This is a genomic window from Pseudomonas sp. 20P_3.2_Bac5 (genome assembly GCF_025466035.1).
Taxonomy (GTDB): Bacteria; Pseudomonadota; Gammaproteobacteria; order Pseudomonadales; family Pseudomonadaceae; genus Aquipseudomonas.
Genome location: NZ_JANLOA010000057.1, coordinates 32,216 through 54,126, shown reverse-complemented (window position 1 = coordinate 54,126; position 21,911 = coordinate 32,216). Strand labels below are relative to the sequence as shown.

Sequence of the window (21,911 nt, the reverse complement as noted above, 5' to 3'; positions counted from 1 at the left end):
GTCGCGGCGTTTCGCGAGCAAGCTCGCTCCTACACCTGTCCGCTGCATGTTGCTAGCCGCGGATGTCCGACGTGTTGGACTGCAATCCCCACTCACTGCGTTTCGACGCCAACTGTGCTTCGAGAATCGAAACCCCGCGATCCCTCAACGACGCCCGTTCCTGAGTGAACGCGTCATTGAGCAGACCCAGCAGGTTACGCGACCCGGACGTCGAGGTCGGCGTGCTCACATCCGCTTCCACCGCACCATTGATAAAGGTACGAACACGCTCGTTCTGGCTAGCCTGCTGAGTCGCGGTAGCCTCGATCAGCCGGTCTTTCTTGTCGTAGGCCAGGCGAGTGCTGCTGCTCGATTGATCGTTGATCTCGTGATAGCGGTAGTTCTGCGACGCGTTATCAGTGCCAAGCGCCAGCGCCACTTCCGGGTTGAGGCTTGCGTGGTAGGCGGCTTTCAGGCTGGCCTGCTGGTCCTGTTGGACCGAGCGGGCGGCCTCAGCAGTGCCACGAACCGTGGTCGACTGGGAAACCTTGTAGTCGAAGTAGTCAGTCTCCGACAGCCGCATCGGGTTGACCTGCTTGACCTCCTGGCTGATCGAGGCGCTGAAGTCGGCCAGGCCGCTGAGCAGCACGCGGTCGTTCTTGCCCAGCACCGAGGTGCGTTCGGTGGCGGTCTTGGCGCCATCGTCCGCGCTGTTGAGCTGAACGAAGGCGGCCTTGAACAGGTTCGTCAGGTTTTCATCACCCTTGCCCCGGCGCTGCGCCGTGTCGAACTGGGTCAGGTAGTTCTGGATCGCCGCCTGGCGCTGGGCATCGTTACCCAGCAGCGTCTTGTCGCGGGTATCGAGGTTCAACTGCACGTTGCCGGAAGGGCCTTGCAGGCTCAGGGTGCGGGCGCTGTCGTCCAGGCTCAGGTTGAAGCGCTGCGGTTCGCCGCTGGCGGTTTCCAGCTGTGCGCTCATCTGCAAGGAGCTGAACAGGCTCGGGTCGAGCTTGACCAGATTACCGAGGTCCAGGCGCGGCGGATCTTCGGTCAGGCCATTGATGGCGCCTTGGAAACTGTCAGCCAGCGCAGCCAGGCCCTTGAGTTCATTGTCAGTGAGCTGGCCGCCCTCAACCTGGGCGCTGACCGCCAGGCCTTTCTCGTTGCTGGCCAGGGACAGGGTGATGGTGGCGCCGGAGGCGCTGGTCAGGGTCAGGCTGACGGCGTTGGTCGGGTTCTCGCGCAGGCCGTTGCCTTGCAGTTTCAGTGCCTCGGCGCTGGGCTGGGTGCCTTCGGTAAAGGTGAACACCGATTGCGAAACGGATTGCCCGCCATTGGCCGCCAGTTGCTCCAGCAAGGCCGCGCCGATGCCCTGGAAGCGGGCGCCGATGGAGGACGACTGGATGCTGCTGATCAGGCTGATGCTGAGTTTGTCGAGGTTGTCTTGCTCCAGCGCGTAGCGGACCTGCGACGCGCCGAGGGTGCCTCGCGAGGTGTAGAGGCGTGCGTCCTCGTTGCTGTTGGGGCTCTGCCCAAGGCTGACGGTGGTGCTGGGAATGGCCGTGACCGCCTCGACCGCGTTGATGCTCTCGGTACTGACGGGTGCCGGCTGGGGCGCAATGTACACGGGGGAAATGCGCAATCCCGCGATGGTTGGGCTCATGATCGGTAGCCTTTAGTTTCCATACTGGTTCAGGCTGTATCGGCGGCGATCCCCAGAGCTTGAAGAAATTCGTCGACCTGCCGGTTGCCGCGCAGGTGCACCACCGGCACCTGCGGGCCGACGGCCAGGCGCACGCGTTCGATGCCGGGCCGGTAGCCGCGATCGAATTGCCAGATGAACTTGAGGAAAGTGAGGAATTCCCGGTCGAGCTTTTCGCTGCAGCCTTTTGCAAGGTCGGGGCGCGGACGGCTCATCAGGCTGCGCAGGAGCACTCGCGGTAAGCAGATGAGCCGCGGCGTATCGAGCCAGATGATCAGGTCGGCGCGGGGCAGACGCAGGTCGAAGGTGCGTCGGGCGTAGTTGCCTTCGCAGACCCAGCTATCGGATGCGACGGCGTTGCGGACCCGCTTGCGAAACTGCTCGGCATCGGGCTCGACCCAACCGGGCTCCCAGAACAGTTGGTCCAGGTGCACCACCGGCAGGTCGAGGCGTTTGCCCAGGGCGCGGGCGAGGGTGGATTTGCCACTGCCGGCATTGCCGAGAATCACAATCCGTTGCATGGGAGCCGTCCTGTCACGAAAAAGGCCGGCGATTCTGCCGTTTTCTGCGGGACTGTCAACGACGGTGAACGTTATTAGCGCATGGCCGCCAGCTTGATCCCGAACCCCACCAGACAGGCGCCTGCCGCGCGTTCGAACAGGTTGCTGATGCGCGGGTTGGCGCGCATGCGTTCGGCCAGTTTATGGGTCAGGACCACGGCGATCAGGCCGTAGAGGAAGGTCACCACCGCGACGGTCGCGGCGAGGAAGCCGAACGTCACCAGGCCCTGGTGCTTCACCGGATCGACGAACAGCGGGAAGAATGCCATGTAGAACATGATCGCCTTGGGGTTGAGCAGGGTGATCATCATGGTCTGGCGCAGGTAGTGGCCGTTGTCCATGCGGCTCTTGCGCGGCGCGCCGCCGGGTTTGCTCAGCAGCATGCGCAGGCCCAGGTACGCCAGATAGGCTGCGCCTACCCACTGCACCAGGTGGAAGGCCGCCGGATAAGCGGCCAGCAGCGTCGCGACGCCGGCGACTGCCAGCCACAACAGCACCTGATCACCGAGAATCACCCCGCAGGTCGCCGCCATGCCCGCCTTGATCCCGCCCTTGCCGGTGGCCGTGATCAGCGCGAAGTTGCCGGGGCCGGGAATGGCCAGGACGATGATGAACGCGATCACGAAAGCGCCGTAGTCGGTCACGCCGAGCATGGGGGAATCTCCTGTAGCGGATGGAAAAAGCCGAGTGGGGCGTAGCCTATCATCCGCTGCAGGTATCGAGGGGGCCCAGTGTGTGTGGCACGCCACTGGCGATATACTCCGCGCCCTTCATTCACCTTCGAGGGCCGTCCATGCGCCAGGTGCTACTCATCGTCGACATCCAGTCCACCTTCAGCCCGCCCGAGTGGCTGGTCGACCGGGCGCGCTGGCTGTCGGCACGGTTGCCGGCGATCGCCTCGGTCGAACTGCATGATGAGCAGGTCACGCCGTTTCAACGCCAGCTTGGCTGGCACCCGGCGGCGGAAGACGAGTGCCTGGTCGAGGTTGACCGGGTGTTCGTCAAGCACGGCTACGGCCAGAGCGCCGAAGCCCTCGAGTACATCAAGCAGCTTGGGGTGGAGCGGGTGCTGGTCTGCGGCATGCAGACCGAGACCTGCGTGCTCGCCGCCGGGTTCGCGCTGTTCGATGCCGGCCTTAGCCCGACGCTGGTCACCGACCTGACCGTGGGCTCCTCGCTGGACCGTTCGGGGCGGTTGGGGATTGACCTTTGGACGCATCATTTTCGCGAGGTCATTACGACCGCGCAGGTGATGGAGGAGTTGGCTGGGTGAGGTGCGCCGGGCATGTCCGACAGGTTTTCGCGAGCAAGCTCGCTCCTACCGCGCGACAGCGATCTCAATGCCCCGCAACCACCCCAGCCTCAGCCCGCCTAGGCCCCGGCGTAAACCCATGGGCCCGGGCCCCGCGGGCGATGGCGAAAGCGAGTCCCAGCAGCACCAGCATCGCCCACGGAAACGCTTCGACACCCCAGCGATCCAGCAACACCCCACCGGCCACGCCGCTCCCCGCAATCGCGCTGTTCCACGCCACCACGTTGAGTGACAACGCCACATCCGCGCCATCGCCCGCGGCGTCCGCCAGGGCGGTCTGCAGGAGTGTCGCCGCGCCGCCGAAGCTCAGGCCCCAGACCGCCACGCCGAGGTAGATCACTTCAGGCACGCTGCCGAGCACGCCAAATACCAGCGACACCAACGCGAAGGTCGCCAGGCTGACCAGGGTGGTCACGCGTAGCAGCGGCTCGACCAGCCGGGCGGTCATCCAGATCCCGGCCAGCGCGAAGATGCCGAACACCAGCAGCACCAGATCCACCCGTTCCGCCAGCCCCGCCGGCGCCACGAACGGGGCGATGTAGGTGTAGAGGATGTTGTGCGCCAGCATCCAACTGATCACCACCGCCAGCACCGGCCGCACCCCCGGCGTGGTCAGCACCGCGCGCAGCGACCGGCGCTGGTGCGCCGGCTGCGGCGGGTAGTCGGGGACTTTCACCAGCACCCAGACGATCAACGCCAGGGTCAGCGCCGAGATCAGGCCAAAGGTGCTGCGCCAGCCGACCAGCCCGCCGAGCCAGGTGCCGAGCGGCACGCCGAGGGACAGGGCGATCGGCGTGCCGACCATCGCCAATGCCAACGCCTTGCCCTGTTGCTGTGACGCGACCATGCGCCGCGCATAACCGGCCAGCAGGCTCCAGGCCAGGCCCGCCGAGACACCGGCAAAGAAGCGCGCCACCAGCGTCACGCCGTAATGGGATGACAGCGCGGTGATCGAGTTGAACAGCAGGAAGCCGACGATGGTCAGCAACAGCACATTGCGCCGGCGCCAGCCACGGGTGGCGATGGTCATGGGAATCACCGCCAGCACCGAACCCAGCGCGTAGGCGGTGACCATCTGCCCGGCCATCGACGGGGAAATCGCCAGGCCCTCGCTGATCAGCGGCAACAGCCCGGCGGGCAGGGTTTCGGTGACGATGCAGAGAAAGCCGGTCATGGCCAGGGCGAGCAGGGCGCCGACAGGCAAGCGCTCGGGCGCTGCTGGCGAGGGAAGTGAGGTGGTCACGGAGAACTCCTTGAACAAGTATTTCGATTTGGATACCAATCGATACAAATGTTGGCGGTCGCTCCCGTGTGTTGTCAATGATTTATGTATCGAATAGTATCTAACTCGTTTTCCAGAGGATTTCCGACATGGCGAAAATGGGCCGTCCCCGCACATTCGATCGCGACCAGGCGGTTGACCAGGCGCTGCACCTGTTCTGGCAGCACGGTTATGACGCGACCTCGCTGACCCAGTTGAAAGCCGGGCTCGGCGGCGGGATATCCGCCCCGAGCTTCTACGCGGCATTCGGTTCGAAGGAGGCGCTGTTCAACGAGTGCGTGCAGCGTTACCTGACGAGCTACGCCCAAGTCACCGAATGCCTCTGGGATGAATGCCTGCCGCCGCGCGAGGCCATCGAGACAGCGCTGCGCCAGTCAACCTGCATGCAGTGCGAGGACGGTCACCCCAAGGGCTGCATGGTGGCGCTCGGCGTGATGAGTGCGCCGAGCCCGGAAAATACGCGAGTGACGGAAGCGCTGACGCAGTCGCGGCTGCGCACGCGGGCGGGGTTCGTGGCCTGCGTCGAGCGTGGGATTCGCGACGGGTTGCTGCCGGAGGCCACTGACGCGCGGGTGATGGCGACGGTGTTCGACAGTTTTCTGCAAGGGGTTTCGATCCTCGCCCGGGACGAGGTGCCGCATGCGCTGATCGAGGCGGCGATCCCCCAGGTGATGGCCACGTGGGATGCGGCAGCGCAGTCCAGCAAGGGCCTGCAAGGCAGGCCCCGCCCAGCCTGACGTCAGCGCTTTTCAGCCATCTCGTCCACCAGCCGCCGCTGGAAGGCCGTCACGGTGGCGCTCGGCTGTTGCAACTGCACGAACTCCAGCATCGGGTCGTTGACGTCGGTCCTGATGCCGGCCAGTTCCTCGATCGCCGCCAGCCCGCAGAACGGCACATACGCTTCGGAATACCCACCTTCGTGGACCAGCACCAAGCGCCCCTGGCACAGGCGTTCGGCCGCTTCGCGCACCAGACGGGTCATCTGCCGGAACGAGTCGCTGTGCAGCAGCATCCGCGCCAGCGGGTCGACGGCGTTGGCGTCGTAGCCGCAGGCGACGACGATCAGCTCCGGCTCGAAGCGCTCCAGCGCCGGGATCACGATGCGCTGCATGGCGTGCAGGTAGGCGTCATGGCCGCTGCCCGGTGGCAGCGGGATGTTGATGTTCGCTCCCAGCCCGGCGCCGCGGCCGCGGTCGTCTTCGCCGCTGTAGCCGGGCGGGAAGCAGCCGTCCTGGTGCAGGGAGATGGTCAGCACATCGCCGCGCTCCTCGAAGATGGACTGGGTGCCGTTGCCGTGGTGCACGTCCCAGTCGATGACCGCGACTTTGCCCAGGCCGCGTTTGGCCTTGGCCGCCTCGACGGCGATGGCGATGTTCGCCAGGAAGCAGAAGCCCATGGCGCTGTCGGCCAGGCAGTGGTGGCCCGGTGGTCGCGACAGCGAGTAGGCGTTGTCCACTTCGCCGGCCAGCACCGCATCGACCGCGGCCATGGCCAGGCCGGCGGACAGCCTGGCGATGTCGTAACTGCCGGGGCCGATGGGCGCGTGCGGCCCGAGTTCGCCGCCGCCGGCGTCGCTCAGGGCCTTGAAGCGCTGCAGGTACTCGGCGGTGTGGACGCGCAAAAGATCCTCGTCCGTGGCGCTGGCGGCACTGCGCACCTGCAACTGGCGGGTCAGGCCGGAGACGTCCAGCAGGCTTTTCAGGCGGCGCTTGGTTTCCGGCGATTCTGCGTGGCCGGCGGCGGCGGGCGGTTGCACCCAGCCGCCGACCGGCAGGGTCAGGGCGTGCAGGCCGGCGCTGTGCCAGAGGCTGAGTTCATCGAAGAAAAAAGCAGTGGTTCGGCTCATGGTCATTCCGTTCTTTCAAGGTAATGGGGCGGCTCAGGCGTTGGTGCGGCAGCCGAGAATCAGCAACAGGGAGATGAGGGTTACGCTGGCGGCGCTGATCAGCAGCGGCTGGAAACCGCCGCTGCTTTCGATCAGGCGGCCGGCGATGGCCGGGCCTATCGCCAGGCCGCCACCGATCACCAGGTTGGAGGCGTTCATCAGTTTTCCGGAGCGGTCCAGGTCCGCCAGGCAGGCGAGGATCAGCGGCAGGATGAAGGTCCAGGTGAACTTGAAGGCCAGCGCCGCGAGGGCGAGCCGGGCCAGTGGCGGCTGGCCCAGCAACAACAGCACCGCGCCGGCCATCAGGCCGTAGCCCAGCAGCAACAGCAGCACGCGCGGCAGGCGGTCACCGATCAGCGAGGCGCAGCCGGCACCGACGATGCCCATCACGGTGGCGATGGCGAGCACTTCGCCGCTGGCGTCGGCGGAGATGCCGGCGTTGGCGCTGATGGCGCCGATAAAGGTCCAGACGCCGCTGAGGCTGATGTAGAAGCTGAGGATGCCGAGAATGCCCAGCGCGACCTTCCACTTCGCCGCGCGCGGGCGTTCATCGACGCTCTGCTGCCCGGTCGGCGCGCCTTGGGGGAAGTAACGCGCCAGCGGCAGGAACAGCGTCATCAGCACCGCGAGGATCAGGTAGCAGGCCGCCAGCCCGTAGTGTTCGAACAGCCGTGGCAGCACGCTCAGGCCGATGGCGCCGACCACCAGTTGGCCCATCACCCACAAGCCGTAGACCCGGCTGGGATTGGCCGTGGACGCGGCGCTGGACAGGCAGATGATCATCAGCGAGCCCCCGGCCAGCGCGCTGCAAAAACGCAGGGCCAGCAGGGCGCTGTAATCCTGGGCCCAGATCGACAGCAGGTTGGCGCCGATGAACAGCACGCCGGCCAGCACCGCCGCGGTGCGCCAGTTGACGCGCTTGAGCCACCAGAACGCGGGCAGGGTGGCAAGGCTCATGGCGCCCAGTTCGGTGGAAAACAGGTCGCCGATCTGCGACGGGCTCAATTGCCATTGCGTGGCCAGTTGCGCGGCGACGGCCGGCGCGGTCATGAGGATGGTCGGGGTGATCGCGGCAAACAGCACAATGGCCGCGAGCAGCGCCAGTTGCGAGGAGGCGAACAGGTTGCCGCCGGACAGCGGCCTGGTCTGGGTGGTCATGGGCAAGCTCCGGGACAGTCGATCAGAACACGTGGACCAGACGCAGCAAGGCGTCCGCGCCGTGGTAGCCGTTATCGGTGGCGACGTTCTGCGAGAGGCTGAACATCAGTTGGTTCTGCGGATCGAGCCAGTGGCCGACCTCGAAACCGACCTGGGTGTAGCGCTTGTGGGTGTCGTCGATGCGCTGGTCGTTGATCCGCAGTTCGCCGCCATCGGCGTGGATCAGCCGCAGCGCGCCGTAGGTGGCGGGGGTGAAGTCGTAGGAGGCGAAGGCTTGCAGGCGGTAGAGCGGATCCTGTTTCAGTTCGGCGCCGAAATAGTCGTCGTTCTTGCCGTAGAGCTGGGCTTCGAGGTTGGCTTCCAGCACCCACTTTTCGCCGATGCCCTGGGTGTAGTTGTAAACGAAGGTGGTGCCCCAGCGGTTGGCGCCCGGCGACACGTCCGGGTTCTGCCCGTGGTACTCGCCGACCGGCAGGGTGACGAGGGTCAGCAGGCCGCTGTAGGTGCGCGAGGCCGGGTCGTTGATGAAGAACAGCGTGCCGCCGACTTGCGGGTCGCCGAAGCCGCTTTCGCCGGTGTGACCGCTGGCGCCGGGCAGGCGGGCGTCGATGTCGGCGAAGGGCACGATGAATTGCGGCGTGCACAGGGTGCCGCAGAGGTCGGTGAAGAACACCTGACGATAGGCCACGGCGTTGACCTTCAGTTCGGCCTTGCCGGTGCTGTCGGCCGGGCCGTGGTAGTCATTGGCGCGGGTGGCCGGCAAGTACAGCACGCCGAGGCTGGTGCCGGACGGCGCACCGAAAAAGTCCCGGGCGTTGAGGTCGGCGGCGCTGGCCTGGAGGCTCAACAGGCCGCCGGTGATCGCGGCGAGGGTGCGGTGAAGGTGGTTGCTCATGCGCTTTCGTCTCTTCTTCGAGGGGTTGTGTGGCGAACGGCTCGCCGGTACCGGGCAGTGGCAAAAAAAAGGCAAAGGGATCCCGTCGCCGGTAAAACCGGCGAATCGGTCAGTGCGGGTCAGCGCTGTGGATCAGTCAGGTGGCGTGTGCAGCAGGTGGGCGATGCGGGTTTTGTCGTTGACCCCGAGCTTGCTGTAGATGGCGCGGATGTGATGGCGCACGGTGTTGGGCGACATGCCCAGGTCGCGGGCGATTTCCTTGTACGTCCGGCCTTCGCCGAAGCCTTGGGCCACGGCGTTTTCACGGGGGCTGAGCTGGACGAAGACGTTGCGCCCACGGGCGGCCAGCAGGAACAGGTCGCCGACCGCCGAGGCTTCGACCTGCAAGCGCTTGCCGTCATAGCCACGGGCGTCCATGGGCACCGGCAGCAAGGGGCCGCTCCAGTCCGGCCACTCGTTCAGCAGCAGATCGACGAAGCCGCGCTCGGCGCAATGCAAGGTGCCGCGCTGGTCGCACACCGCCAGGGCGAGGTTGCGCGAAGGCGTGAGCATTTCGCGCTTGGCGACCAGCGTGCGGATATGGTTGGCCGACACCGCCGCCACCAGGTGCAGCATGATGTTGTCGAGGATTCGGCAGTCCTGCTCGGTGAAGCGCGGAGCGCCAGGGACGCGGTACAGGGCGAGGTGGTCGCTGAGGTGGGTTTGCGGGTCGATGTAGACCACGCACAGCAGCTCGCCGATGCCGTAGGTTTCCCCGAGCCAGTTGAGCCCGGCGCCGTTGGCGGGGTCGCGCATGTCGACGATGACCGTTTGCCCCGGACGTTCGTGGACGCGGTGGATGGTCACGTCGGTGTGGCGAATGGATTGCCAGTCCGGCAGGTAGCTTGGCGCCAGGTTGTAGAGGTACGAGCTGTGCTCTTCCGGCATCCCGTCGATCAACGCCGCGCGGCCCCACCAGGCGCTGGTGAAGGGCAACACCTGGCTGATGCTCGCCAGGGCGGGCTGGTGGAAATGTTCGATATCGTTGTTTTGCGCGAGGCGCTGCAGCTCCAGCGTCATCGTGCTGAATGCCCCGAGGAGGCTGGCAAGGCTGTGTTCATGACCGCTCATGGGTTTTATTACCTCTGTGCGACTTTTCTTATTGGTTTCGTCACGGAGTCAGGGAGGACCGGAGCGCCGCGTGGACGTTGGCAGGGCCTGGGGGAGAGTGTCGGTGGATTGGGGCGGGATCACTATCCTACAGATGCAGGATGGAGGGGGATGGTTGTTGGTCGGGGCGGGGGATTTGTTGTGGGTATCTACACATCTCGCCGGCAAGACGCAGAACCTGTAGGAGCGGCCGTTAGCCGCGATGGGCCGCAACGCGGCCCTGAATCCATCCAGCACACTGTTTCTGGCGGGTTGGGGTCTCACATTCAGGGCGCCTGAGCGTCGAAAGTGAGACCGGATATAGACAGCCAACTCGTGCGGGATGGTTTTGGGGCCGCGTTGCGGCCCATCGCGGCTAATGGCCGCTCCTACAGGTTCCGCGTGTTGCCTGTGAGATATGCAGATACCAGCGCTGAATCACAGCAGCGAAAGCGGATAACTCACGATCACCCGATGCTCATCGAACTCATTGCTGCTGAAGTCCCGGCGCAAGGTGGAGCTGCGCCATTTGATGGTCAGGTCGCGCAAGGCGCCACTCTGGAGGGTGTAGGCCAGTTCCGTCTCACGGCCCCATTCCTTGCCGTCGCGCACTGTGCCGATATGCACGTTGTCGCCGCTGATGTAGCGGGTCATCAGTTGCAGCCCCGGCAGGCCTTCGGCGGCGAAGTCGTGGTCGTAGCGCAGCTGCCAGGAGCGCTCGCGGGCGTTGTCGTAGCTGGAGTTGAAGCTGTCGTTGGCCAGGCTGGTGCCCGCGGTGCCGTTGACCCGCATCCAGCCGGTATCGCCGCTGACCCGTTGCAGGCCGAGGTAAAAGGTGTGCGCGCCGGTCCGCGCCGACAGCATCAGCGAGCCGGTGCGGTTGTCCATGTCACCCGCCAGCGAGCGGCCGCTGTCCTGGCCGACGAACCAGCCGAGGTTGGCGCCCAGGGTCCAGTTGCCCACGGCCTGGCGGTGGATCAGGTTGTAGTACTGCTGGCGGTAGATGTCTTCGAGGTCCGAGTGCCAGACACCGACCTGGGTCGCCTTGTCGTTGAACAGGTATTCAGCGCCGACGATGTCCAGCCGGTCCGACGTCGCAGCGGGCCGACCGGCCATGAACATGTCGTCCATGCTCGCGTCGTTGCGCGGGCTGTTGCCGCGGAAGCGGGCGCCGTAGAGGGTCAGGTCGGTGATCTCGCGGGAGGTCACCTGCGCGCCCTGGAACGTCTGTGGCAGCGAGCGGCCGTCGTCCGAGCGCAGCACCGGCAGCATCGGCGACCATTCGCCGATCTTCAGTTCAGTCGCGGACACCTTGGCCTTGAGCGCCACGCCCAGGCGGCCGAAGTCATCGGCCGGGCGGCCATCGTCATGCACCGGCAGCAATTGCGTATTGGCCGTGCCGCGGCCGCCGTCCAGCTTGACCGAATACAGCCCCAGCACGTCCACGCCGAAGCCGACGGTGCCTTGGGTGAAGCCGGATTTGGCGTCGAGGATGAAGCTCTGGGTCCATTCCTCGGCCTTGCTTTGCGGGAACGCCGGGTCGACGAAATTACGGTTGATGTAGAAGTTGCGCAGGGTGAGGCCGGCCTTGGCGTCTTCGACGAAACCCTGGGCCTGGACGGCGCCGGAGCTCAGCAGCAGGCAGGCGCAGGCGGTCGGCACGCGGCGAGGGGTGCAAAGGATATTCATTGTTGTTGTTCCTTTTTTGCGGGCGAGTAAAGCCACGCAGCCAGCCCGGGCTGCGTGGGTCGTGAGGGAGGATCAGGTCAGGCGAACAGCGCGACGATGGCCGGCACGCTGAGCACGGCGGTGTAGTAGCCCATGAACTGCACACCGATGTTGAAGCCGATGAAGCGGTAGAGGAATCCGCCCAGCAGGCCGATGGTGAGGATCACCAGCAAACCGAGCAGGCCGCCTTCCCACAGGCCGATCACCAGGATCAGGCCGACAAAGGTGGCGATCACCGCCTCGTGGCTGATGCGCCGCGACACGAACGAGGCGGCGCGGTGGGCGAAGTTCATCGAGAACGGGTACGCGATGAGGATGGCGATGACCACCGCGAGCATGCCGAAGGCGAGGAATTCCCAGGCGCTGAGCAGGTTGTGCAGGTTGTTCACCTGGCCGGTGGCGGTGTCCACGGTGAACCGCGGCGGTGCGTTGAACAGCGGCGCGGCGGGCCCGGCGGCCACCGGGCTCAGCGGCAGGCCGAAGGCGATCAACGGGATCAGCGCCTCGGCGATGTAGGTGGATTCGGTGACGCCGTTGCGCACGGTGATCACCGAGGTCAGGCGGTGGTAAGCGTGCTTGATGCGCGCACCGACCACTTCACCGAGGATTACCGTCATCGCCACCGGGCTGAAGACGAAGGTGGCGCTCGACACGGTGGCGGTGGCCAGGGTCCAGCCGGCCTGGCGGCGATCCAGGACTTTCAGCGGGTTGGGAAACCAGCCGCCCCAGCCTTTCACGTCCGGCGACAGCGAGAAGGTCCGTGGTTCGTTGCGCTTCATCCGCGCCCGTTCCGCCGGGGCGAGCATGGCGAACAGCGCGGCAATCAGCGGGCCGATGGCGATGCCGAGGAAGTAGCTGACGCTGAGCTTGACCCCATGCTGGCCGGTGAGGGTCTGCAGGGCGATGATCACCAGCACGAAGGGCAGCAGCGCCAACACCGAGGCCCAACGGCCCGCCGAGAAGTAGGCGATGGTGGTGGCGGCGGCGAGGAACACCCACGGCGCGGCCTGTTTGATCGCACTGCCGAACGGCGCCAGCAGCACGGCGAACAGCACCGCCAGCGGCACCGCGACCAGCGCGGCGATCACCGCGCCGGAAATCATCTTGCGCAGGGCAATGTGCGGCACACCGAGGTTGCGCAGGAAATTCGCCTCGCGCATCAGCGGCGTGGCCATGGTGTCGCCGGGAATCCCCAGCAGCGCCGTCGGCACCGCGTGGGTCATGTGCTTGGCCACCGCGCCGGCGAGGAAGAAGGTGAACACCCCGGCGGCGGGCACGCCCAGCAGCACCACCAGCAAGGTCAGCGGCGCCAGGGTGGTGGTTTCGTCGCTGCCGGAAATCAGGCCGATGGCCGAGAACACCACGGCGCCAATCACGCCCATCAGGGCGGCAATCAGGATCTGGTCGAACAGGGCGTCCATCAGGCGACACCTCCCTTCAGGGCCGCGCCGTGCTGGCGTGGCTGGGGTTGCGACTGGGGTTGTTGAGCGGGCTCGGCGTCTTCGAAGAGGCGATCCAGGCCCAGTTCACGCAACTCGGCCAGCACTTCCGGCGGCAGGTCGGACACCTGGCCGATGCCGCCGTATTCGGCGCGCAATTCTTCGATCACCTGCAGGCGCCACGCCGGGTCGGTGACGTGTTCGACCACATGGCGCTTGGGCTTGAACAGGCAGGCGCTGACGGCGCCGCCGACGAGCGAGCCGAGGATGCCCAGCAACATCGCGTAGGCGCGGGCCATCTGGTCGGACTCGACCCAGCCGGTCAGCAGGTGCTCAGCCAGAAAGAACGCACCCAGGCTGCACGCGGCGCCGACGGCGATGGACGCCATCAGGTGGCGGCTGTCGACGGTGTCGCCCCAGACTTCATAGAGGTTGTCGTCAGCCATGGTTGGCCTCCGGGCGGAGGCGGTGCAGACGGCATTCAGGTTTCATTGGAATTCTCCTGCCCTTGCGGGCTTGTTGTTTTTGTTCGGGAGCAACGTCGGGTCACGGCTGGCGAGCGTCCCTCGCGGCCAGGGCCAGGCCGACGCGGGAGCGCGACGGCTGGCCCAGTTCGGCGCTGATCCGCGCGCCGACCCGGGCCATGGCCTCCAGGTCGATACCGGTTTCGAAGCCCATGCCGTGCAGCAGGTACAGCACGTCTTCGGTGGCGACGTTGCCGCTGGCGCCGGGTGAATAGGGGCAACCGCCGAGGCCCGCCACCGAGCTGTCGAAGGTGCGCATGCCCAGGCTCAGCGCCGCGTGGATATTGGCGATGGCCATGCCGTAGGTGTCATGGAAGTGGCCGGCCAGCGCCGTTATCGGTAGCGCCCGGGCACAGTGTTCGATCAAGCGCGCCGTCTCGTCCGGCCGGCCTGCGCCAATGGTGTCGCCCAGGCTGATCTCATGGCAGCCCATCTGGTACAGGCGGCTGGCGACCCGGACCACGGCATCCGTGGCGACCGGGCCGCTGAACGGGCAGCCGAGCACGCAGGATACATAGCCGCGCACCCGCACGCCCGCTTCGCGCGCGGCGCGCAGCACCGGCGCGAAGCGTTCGAAGCTCTCGTCGATGGAGCAATTGATGTTGCTGCGCGAGAACGCCTCGGAGGCGGCGGCGAACACCGCCACCTCGCGACAGCCCGCCCGCAGCGCGGCTTCCAGGCCCTGGAGGTTGGGCACCAGCGCGGAGTAATTGACACCATCGTCGCGCGGCAACTGGCGGAACAGTTCTTCGGCGCCGGCCATCTGCGGCACCCAGCGCGGCGACACGAAGGCGCCGCCCTCGATATGCCGCAGGCCGGTGGCCGCCAGGTCGCGGATCAGTCTCAGACGGGCCTCTACCGACAGGTGCCGAGGCTCGTTCTGCAGGCCGTCGCGGGCCGCCATCTCGACGATTTTCACTCGCTCGGACGTGGCCATGATCACGCGCCGCGCTTTTCTTTGAGCAGTTCGACGGCGCGGTCGGTGCGTACGTCATGGGCCTGCACCAGGCGTTGGGCGACCCAGTCCACTTCGTCGCCGCGCGCACCTGCGACCAGGGCGATGTTGCGGGCGTGCAGCGCCATGTGTCCGCGCTGGATGCCTTCGGTCGCCAGGGCGCGCATGGCCCCGAGGTTTTGCGCCAGGCCCACGGCCACGGCGATTTCCGCCAGCTCCTGGGCGGTCTTGACGCCGAGGATGCGCAGCGACAGTTGCGCCAGCGGGTGGGTCTTGGTGGCGCCGCCGACCAGGCCGACCGGCATCGGCATTTCCAGGGTACCGACCAGATGGCCGTTGCCGTCCTTTTCCCAGGTGGTCAGCGAGCCGTAATGGCCGCTGCGACAGGCGTAGGCGTGGGCGCCGGCTTCCACGGCGCGCCAGTCGTTGCCGGTGGCGACGATCAGCGGGTCGATGCCGTTCATGATCCCTTTGTTGTGGGTGGCGGCGCGGTAGGGGTCGATGGCGGCGAAGGAGTAGGCGTCGAGGATGCCTTCGATCACCTCTTCACCGCTGAACGCGGCGGATTTCAACTGCTCCGGAGTAATCCGCACCTGGGCACGGGCCAGACGCAGGTCGGCGAGGTTGGAGAGGATGCGCAGGCGCACCTTGCCGCCGGTGATCTGTTCCATCAGCGGCGCCACCGCTTCGGCCATGGTGTTGACGGTGTTGGCGCCCATCGCGTCGCGCACGTCGACGATCAGGTGCGCCACCAGCATCGGGCCGCGCGGGGTGTCGGCGAAAGTGTGCACTTCGATATCGCGGCAGCCGCCGCCGAGGGTGTTCAGCAACTGGTCCTTGCGGTTGGCCAGTTCGATGATTTCGTCTTTGCGGCGCAGCAGGCTCAGGCGTGCATTGAGCGGGTCCTGCACGCCGACGATCTGCACTTGGGCGCGCATCAGCGGGGCGCTGCTGGACGTGATGAAGCCGCCGTTGGCGCGGGCCAGCTTGGCCATGTACGAGGCAGCGGCAACGATCGACGGCTCTTCCACCACCAGCGGCACCAGCACGTCGCGGCCGTTGAGCTGGAAATTGCTGGCCACGGCGTAGGGCAGTTCGAATTTGCCGATGACGTTTTCGATCATGCCATTGGCGATGTCCATCGGCAGGGCGCCGGTTTCGGCGAGCAGGCGTACGTCGTCGCTGCTCAGGTTGAGCAGTTGGCCGATATGGTCAAGGCGGGCTTCAGGGGACAGGTTGCGGAAATCGGGCAGGCGCGAGTCGAGGCTCATGGAGGGCTCCGTTGGAGTCATTGTTGTTGGGGCGGCGGCTTGAGCGCGTCGCCGGCGTGGTGCTAAATGTGCAGCCACTGTGCCCTTGAATAAAGGTACAGTTTCGCCCAACAGTACCCAGACTGTACCCAGGACAGGAGCCCGACGATGGCCCGTATCACCCTTGCCCAGCAGGTCGCCGACGCGGTGGAACAGCAGATCCGCACTGGTGTGCTCAAGGCCGGCGAGCGCCTGCCGTCGCTGCGCGAGTACATGCGCTTGCACGGGCACTCGAAGAACACGGTGATCACCGCCTACGAAATCCTCGCCTCCAAGGGCCTGGTGGAAGCGCGCCACGGCCAGGGCTTTTTCGTCGGCGCCTTGCTCCAGGCGGCGGAAGTGGATGAAACCCCGCCCTACACCCGCGCCATGGACACCATCTGGATGATGCGCCAGCAGTTCGTCCGCGAACCCGGCCTGGCGCCGCTGGGCGAAGGCTTTGCGCCGGTGTCCTGGCTGCAGGACATGCGCCTCGACAAATTCACCCGGCAAGTGATGCGCAGCGGTGCCGGCAACCTGTTCCGCTACGGCAACCGCCTCGGCAACCCGGCGCTGCGCCAGAGCCTGGTGCGCAAGCTGGCGAGCTACGCCATCAGCGCCACGCCGCGGCAGATCGTCACCACCCACGGCGCCAACCACGCGCTGGACCTGATCATCCGCCGCTTCGTCGTCCCCGGTGACGCGGTGCTGGTGGAAAACCCCGGTTACTACCCGCTGTTCGGCAAGCTGCAATTGCAGGGCGCGCGCCTGCTCAGTGTGCCGCGCCTGGCCGACGGCCCGGACATGGTCGCCCTCGAAGCGCTGCTGCGCAGCGAGCGGCCGAAACTGTTCTTCATCCAGTCCATCAGCCACAACCCCACCGGCTCCGATATCTCCCCGGCCAAGGCCCACCAGTTGCTGCAACTGGCCGAGCGGCACGACCTGATCCTGGTGGAAGACGACGCCCTGGCCGACTTCAAGCCCAGCTCCGCGCTCAAGGTCGCGGCGCTCGATCAACTGCGCCGCTCGCTGTACATCGGCAGCTTCTCCAAGTCAGTGTCGGCAGCGCTGCGGGTCGGCTACATCGCCGGCAGCAAGGACATGATCGATGAACTGGCCGATCTGAAAATGATGCTGCACACCAGTTGCTCCGAACTGTGCGAGCGCACCGTGGACGTGATTCTCGGCGAGGGGCATTTCCTGCGGCACCTGATGCGCCTGCAGGACCGGGCCCGCGAGGCCACCTTTCGCGGTTTACGGGTGCTCGATGAACTCGGCGCCGAGGTGTTCTGCCGGCCGGAGCAGAGCCTGTACCTGTGGGCGCGTTTTCCGGGGATCGACGACACGGCGTCGTTCACCCGCGAGGTGCAAGGCAAGGGCGTGATGCTGGCGCCGGGGGCGATCTTCCAGACCAACCAGAAAGGCGTGACGCCATGGACGCGGTTGAATGTGGCGTACCTGGAGGAGCCGGTGTTTGCTGACTGTATTCGCCGAGGGATTGAGGCGGCCCGAGATTAAGACAGTTGCGCCGTGCTCGGACGAATCGCTAATATTGCGAATCGTTATCATCTACGCAGGCGTTCTGGCCCATGGGCACGCACAACTCATTCGAGCAGGATGTCGAAGTCCTTTATCTGCAGCATCACAGTTGGCTCAAGAGCTGGTTGCAGCGGCGCCTGGGCGAAGCGGCGGACGCGGATGACCTGGCCCACGACACCTTTGTGCGCATCATCCGCGCCCGCAGTTCGGTCAGTGAACTCAAGCAACCCCTGGCTTACCTCGCCACCATCGCTAACAGCTTGCTGATCAACCGCTGGCGCCGCCTCGCGGTGGAACGGGCTTACGCCGAGGCCCTGGCCGCGCAGCCGGAGCACGTCGAACTTTCCGCCGAGGCGCGCTACCTGCTGATCGAAACCCTGACCGAAATCGACGCGCTGCTGCACGGTCTGTCGCCGCGGGTGCGGGAGATTTTCCTGCTCTCGCAACTCGATGGCCTGACCTACAAGCAGATCGCGGTCCAATTGGGGTTGAGCGTCAATCAGGTGCAGAAGGCCATGCTCAAGGCGTTCAGCCGCTGCTACGCCAGCCTGTTCGAGTGATCGCCATGCCTTCCGCCAAGCACGCCGAACCACCCATCAGCGCCCGCGTTCGCGACCAGGCGCTGGCCTGGTTGAGCCTCACCCAGTCCGGCGATATCAGCGAGGCCGAGCTGCAGCAATTGCAGCGCTGGCGCCAGAGCGACAGCGAGCACGAGCGCGCCTGGCAGCGCATGGCCCGGCTGCCGGGAATGCTGCACAACCACGCGCAGGTGCTGGACAACCCGGTGGCCCGCAGCGCCTTGCAGCACACCCGTTATGTCAGTGGCGACCGTCGCCAGGTGCTGAAATTGCTATTCGGCGTCGGCGTACTCGGCGCCGCGGCCTGGCACGGCAAGGACAGCCACTGGGTTCAGGGTGAACTGGCCGACCTCAGCACCGCCACCGGCGAACGCTTGCAGCGCACCCTGGCGGACGGCACCCGGTTGTGGCTGAACACCGGCAGCGCGGTGGACATCCGTTTCAGTGCCAATGAACGACTGATCGTACTGCGCTTCGGCGAGATGGACATCCTCACCGGCAACGATCCCGCGCGCCGACCACTCCGGGTGCAGACCCCCGACGCGCTGTTGCAGCCACTGGGCACGCGCTTCTGCGTGCGCTGCGACGAGGCCGGCAGCGGCACGCGGCTGGCGGTCAGCAGCGGGCGGGTGGCGGTGTCGATTCCGGGACGCCCGGCGCAGCCGGTGGTCGAGGCCGGGACGCAGGCGCTCATCGATTCCCGCGGGGTGTCGCACGTGCGGCCGGCGGACCCGGGCAGCACCGCGTGGATCGACGGCTTCATCGTTGCCGAGCGCATGCGTCTGGAGGATTTCGTCGCGCAACTGGCACGTTATCGTCGCGGCATCCTGCGCTGCGATCCGGCGGTGGCCGACCTGCAACTCACCGGCTCCTATCCGCTGGACGACCCGGAACGGATCTTCTCGCTGCTCCAGGACAGCCTGCCGGTGAGTGTCCAGCGCCGCACTCGCTATTGGGTCACGGTGACGCCACGGCGGGTCGCCTAATTATTTTTTCGACGGGCTGGCAGATTTTTCGCGCTCGATTGGCTTAGGGGTAATCCCGCTGCTGACGCGGCCCCTTGACCCTCTCGGAAGTTGCTCATGACGTATCGCCTCCACCCGCTGGCCCGTGCCATTCACGACACCCGCACCTCGGCCTTGCACCTCGCGCTCGCGGGCAGCCTGCTGCTCGGTTTCAACCTGACGGCGCAGGCCGACAGCACGGTGCAGGCGGCCAGCGCGGTGCGGGCGTTCAGCGTTGCCGCCGGCCCGCTGGACCAGGCGCTCAGCCAGTTCGGCCGGCAAGCGGCGATTCCGCTGTCCACCGATGCGCGCCTGACCACCGGTAAAACCAGTGCGGGGCTGCAAGGCCAGTTCAGCGTGGAGCAGGGTTTTGCGCGGATCCTCGCCGGCACCGGCCTGAGCGTGGTGCAAAACGCCCAGGGCAACTACCTGCTGGTGCCCGCCGCCGACAGAAGCGACGCCCTGCAACTGGCGCCGACCAGCATCAACGGCGAGAACCTCGGGGTTAACACCGAATACACCCGGTCCTACACCACCGGCGCGGTGACCATCGGCAAGAGCGAGCGCAGCCTCAAGGAAATCCCGCAGACGATCACGGTGCTGACCGCCCAACGCCTCAAGGACCAGAACATCACCACCCTCAACGACGTCTACAACAACGTCCAGGGCGTGGTCGCCTACGGTGCGTTGAACGGCGACAACCAGCCTTATGCCCGCGGCTTCGAAATCGACAATTTCCAGATCAACAGCATCCCGATTCCGGCCGGCAGCAGCACCGGCATCACCTCGCTGAACTGGACCGACCTGATCGCCTATGAGCGCGTGGAAGTGCTCAAGGGCTCGGCCGGCCTGTTCCAGGGCGCGGGCTCGCCGGGCGGCGCGATCAATCTGGTGCGCAAGCGCGCCGGGGCTGACTTCCAGCTCAACACCACGACCCAGGCCGGCACCTGGGACAACTACCGCCAGGAGGTGGACCTGCAGGGCGCGCTGAACGAAGACAAGACCGTGCGCGGGCGCCTGGCCACCGCCTATGGCTCGCGCCACTACTTCTACGACGAGGGCAAGAGCGAGCGGGCGTCGACCTACGGCGTGATCGAGTTCGACCTGACGCCCGACACCTTGCTCAGCGTCGGCTTCAACTACCAGAACGCCAACAACCACGCGACCATGGACTGGGGCCTGCCGAGCTACAGCAACGGCACGAAGATCGACTTCAAGCGCTCCACCAACCTCAGCTCGCCGTCGGACTACAACGACGTCGAATCGACGCAGTTCTTCATCGAAGCCAAACATCAGATCAACGACGACTGGAAGGTCACCCTCGCCAGCAACTACACACGTCTCAACCTCGACGCGCTGTACAGCAACACCGGTGGCCTGATCGATCCGGCGGACAACTCCGGCGCCTACAACTGGGCCGAAGGGCGGGGCGAAAACAACTACCAGTACAACACCGACCTGTTTATCACCGGCAACTTCGACCTGATGGGCCGGCGCAGCGAAGTCATCCTGGGGAGCAACGTCTCCCACAGCAAACGGGTCGCGGCGCGCTACGACGTGACCTGGTACGACGGCGCCTTCGACTTCATTCCCGACATCACCCAGTTCCACCCGCCGAAGTACGACACCACCGACAAATACCGCACCACCACCGCGACCCTCGACCAGCAGGGCGTGTACGGCTCGTTGCGGGTCAACGTGATCGACCCGCTGGACGTCATCGTCGGCGCCCGTGTGAGTTGGTGGGACTACGCCCAGGACCAGTTCAACGAACTCAATGGCCGCCACACCCTCACTGGTCAGCAGACCAACGCCAAAGTGGTGCCGTTCTATGGCCTGGTCTACGCGCTGACGCCGGAATGGTCGGCTTACACCAGCTACTCGGAAATCTTCACCCCGCAGCTCAGCTACGAAACCGCGGCCGGCAACCCGCTGGCGCCGCGCTCCGGCGAAAGCTACGAGCTGGGCCTCAAGGGCGAGTTGTATGACGGCGCGCTGAACACCGCCTTCGCCATCTTCCGCACCAACTACTCCGGCCGCGCCCAGACCGACCAGACCCAACCCGCCACCTGCCGTTGCTACGTCGCGGGCGGCAAAGTGCGTTCGGAAGGCTTCGAAGCGGAAATGTCGGGCAAGGTCCTGCCCGGCCTGGAACTGAGCGCCGGCTACACCTATAACCGCAGCAAATATGTGCGTAACCCTGACAACGTCGCGCTGGAAGGCACCTCGTTCCTGACCTCGATGCCGGAACACATGCTGCGCCTGTGGGCCAACTATCAGTTGCCCGGCGAATTCTCCAAGTGGCAGATTGGCGCGGGCGGCAATATCCAGAGCGGCGTCTATGGCCGCTACATCGACAGCCCCCCCGGCAAGGGCGTGAAAAACGAAACCGGCGGCTACGCCGTCTACAACGCCCGGGTCGGCTATGACCTGAGCCAGAACGTCAACTTGTCGCTGAACCTGGAAAACCTCTTCGACCGCACCTACTACTCGCAGACCGGCACCGTCGAAAACAGCACCTACTTCGGTAACCCACGCAACCTGATGTTTACCGTGCGCACGCGGTTCTGAGGTAACCCGGTCGGCATGCTTGTCAGATATCAGCCTGACTGCATGCCATCGACGCTCTCAACATCGACGCCACCAGCGCCTGGCTCATTTCCAGCGACTGCTGGGTGGCCCAGACCAGGTCGCCGAATTGCTTGTCGACCAGTTCGCTGAGCTGGAGATTGGTTTCGGCGGCCGAGGTCAGTGATGCCGAAAGGTGCGCCCGCGCGGCGCATCGCGGATGAATCCGCTCCTACATTTGCTGCAACGTGCCATGGCCTGTCAGAGAGGTGTTGCCCGCCTTTGGCGTTTGGCGATGAATCGCGGGGAGTCTGTTGAGGCCGACTCGATACCGCGTCGTACAAACAAGGCAGTCAACCATGGCCTGACAGGCATAGGTACGTTGC

19 protein-coding genes are annotated in these 21,911 nt (G+C 65.8%); 6 read left to right on the top strand and 13 right to left on the bottom strand.

The genetic code is table 11. From position 1 onward, the window contains the following. Positions 1–52: 52 nt before the first annotated feature. From NTD88_RS09410 to NTD88_RS09400, 3 genes are all read right to left on the bottom strand, one after another. Entirely contained in the window at positions 53–1,642 is a 1,590-nt protein-coding gene (locus NTD88_RS09410; protein WP_262154696.1) for a hypothetical protein, read from the bottom strand. Positions 1,643–1,671: 29 nt separating this feature from the next. Next, a complete protein-coding gene (locus NTD88_RS09405; RefSeq protein WP_262154695.1) occupies positions 1,672–2,202 on the bottom strand; it encodes an AAA family ATPase in 531 nt (176 codons plus the stop codon). Between the two features lie 74 nt (positions 2,203–2,276). Next, the gene (locus tag NTD88_RS09400) at positions 2,277–2,894 is read right to left on the bottom strand and encodes a LysE family transporter (RefSeq protein WP_175650435.1); all 618 of its coding nucleotides are present in this window, start codon (positions 2,892–2,894) and stop codon (positions 2,277–2,279) included. Positions 2,895–3,034: 140 nt separating this feature from the next. Between NTD88_RS09400 and NTD88_RS09395 the strand changes: the two genes are divergently transcribed. Further along, the gene (locus tag NTD88_RS09395) at positions 3,035–3,514 is read left to right on the top strand and encodes an isochorismatase family protein (RefSeq protein ID WP_095156714.1); all 480 of its coding nucleotides are present in this window, start codon (positions 3,035–3,037) and stop codon (positions 3,512–3,514) included. Positions 3,515–3,578: 64 nt separating this feature from the next. On the opposite strand, the gene NTD88_RS09390 is transcribed toward NTD88_RS09395, so the two are convergent. Then, the gene (locus NTD88_RS09390) at positions 3,579–4,796 is read right to left on the bottom strand and encodes an MFS transporter (RefSeq protein WP_262154694.1); all 1,218 of its coding nucleotides are present in this window, start codon (positions 4,794–4,796) and stop codon (positions 3,579–3,581) included. Positions 4,797–4,924: 128 nt separating this feature from the next. Here NTD88_RS09390 and NTD88_RS09385 point away from each other — a divergent pair, with 128 nt between their 5' ends. Continuing rightward, complete coding sequence (locus tag NTD88_RS09385) at positions 4,925–5,572, top strand: TetR/AcrR family transcriptional regulator (RefSeq protein ID WP_262154692.1); 648 nt, start codon at positions 4,925–4,927, stop codon at positions 5,570–5,572. 2 nt (positions 5,573–5,574) lie between these two features. Here the strand turns inward: NTD88_RS09385 and NTD88_RS09380 are convergent, their stop codons facing one another. The 9 genes from NTD88_RS09380 to NTD88_RS09340 all read right to left on the bottom strand — a co-directional run bounded on the left by NTD88_RS09380 (position 5,575) and on the right by NTD88_RS09340 (position 15,818). Next, a complete protein-coding gene (locus tag NTD88_RS09380; protein ID WP_262154691.1) occupies positions 5,575–6,681 on the bottom strand; it encodes a class II histone deacetylase in 1,107 nt (368 codons plus the stop codon). Between the two features lie 33 nt (positions 6,682–6,714). Next, complete coding sequence (locus NTD88_RS09375; RefSeq protein ID WP_262154690.1) at positions 6,715–7,878, bottom strand: MFS transporter; 1,164 nt, start codon at positions 7,876–7,878, stop codon at positions 6,715–6,717. A 22-nt stretch (positions 7,879–7,900) separates the two neighbouring features. Beyond that, positions 7,901–8,773, bottom strand: coding sequence for a transporter (locus NTD88_RS09370; protein WP_262154689.1), 873 nt, complete (start codon positions 8,771–8,773; stop codon positions 7,901–7,903). A 132-nt stretch (positions 8,774–8,905) separates the two neighbouring features. Then, a complete protein-coding gene (locus NTD88_RS09365; RefSeq protein WP_262154688.1) occupies positions 8,906–9,883 on the bottom strand; it encodes a helix-turn-helix transcriptional regulator in 978 nt (325 codons plus the stop codon). Between the two features lie 456 nt (positions 9,884–10,339). Continuing rightward, positions 10,340–11,590 carry an OprD family porin gene (locus NTD88_RS09360; protein WP_262154687.1) on the bottom strand — a complete coding sequence of 417 codons (1,251 nt, stop codon included), beginning with the start codon at positions 11,588–11,590 and terminating at the stop codon, positions 10,340–10,342. 77 nt (positions 11,591–11,667) lie between these two features. After that, on the bottom strand, positions 11,668–13,050 hold the full coding sequence (locus NTD88_RS09355) for a tripartite tricarboxylate transporter permease (protein WP_262154686.1): 1,383 nt from the start codon (positions 13,048–13,050) through the stop codon (positions 11,668–11,670). Further along, the gene (locus tag NTD88_RS09350; protein ID WP_262154685.1) at positions 13,050–13,514 is read right to left on the bottom strand and encodes a hypothetical protein; all 465 of its coding nucleotides are present in this window, start codon (positions 13,512–13,514) and stop codon (positions 13,050–13,052) included. The genes NTD88_RS09355 and NTD88_RS09350 overlap by 1 nt, the downstream gene beginning before the upstream one ends. A 100-nt stretch (positions 13,515–13,614) precedes the next feature. Beyond that, on the bottom strand, positions 13,615–14,529 hold the full coding sequence (locus NTD88_RS09345; RefSeq protein ID WP_262154684.1) for a hydroxymethylglutaryl-CoA lyase: 915 nt from the start codon (positions 14,527–14,529) through the stop codon (positions 13,615–13,617). A gap of 2 nt (positions 14,530–14,531) precedes the next feature. Next, positions 14,532–15,818, bottom strand: coding sequence for a hydroxymethylglutaryl-CoA reductase, degradative (locus NTD88_RS09340; RefSeq protein ID WP_262154683.1), 1,287 nt, complete (start codon positions 15,816–15,818; stop codon positions 14,532–14,534). Positions 15,819–15,965: 147 nt separating this feature from the next. Between NTD88_RS09340 and NTD88_RS09335 the strand changes: the two genes are divergently transcribed. The 4 genes from NTD88_RS09335 (at position 15,966) to NTD88_RS09320 (ending at position 21,528) form a co-directional block, all read left to right on the top strand. Continuing rightward, on the top strand, positions 15,966–17,354 hold the full coding sequence (locus NTD88_RS09335) for a PLP-dependent aminotransferase family protein (RefSeq protein ID WP_262154682.1): 1,389 nt from the start codon (positions 15,966–15,968) through the stop codon (positions 17,352–17,354). Between the two features lie 71 nt (positions 17,355–17,425). Continuing rightward, positions 17,426–17,935 (top strand): sigma-70 family RNA polymerase sigma factor, encoded by a 510-nt coding sequence (locus NTD88_RS09330; RefSeq protein ID WP_262128549.1) that lies wholly within the window; start codon positions 17,426–17,428, stop codon positions 17,933–17,935. A 5-nt stretch (positions 17,936–17,940) separates the two neighbouring features. After that, positions 17,941–18,939 carry a FecR domain-containing protein gene (locus NTD88_RS09325; protein ID WP_262154681.1) on the top strand — a complete coding sequence of 333 codons (999 nt, stop codon included), beginning with the start codon at positions 17,941–17,943 and terminating at the stop codon, positions 18,937–18,939. A gap of 96 nt (positions 18,940–19,035) precedes the next feature. Further along, a complete protein-coding gene (locus NTD88_RS09320; RefSeq protein WP_262154680.1) occupies positions 19,036–21,528 on the top strand; it encodes a TonB-dependent siderophore receptor in 2,493 nt (830 codons plus the stop codon). The last annotated feature ends 383 nt before the right edge of the window (positions 21,529–21,911 follow it).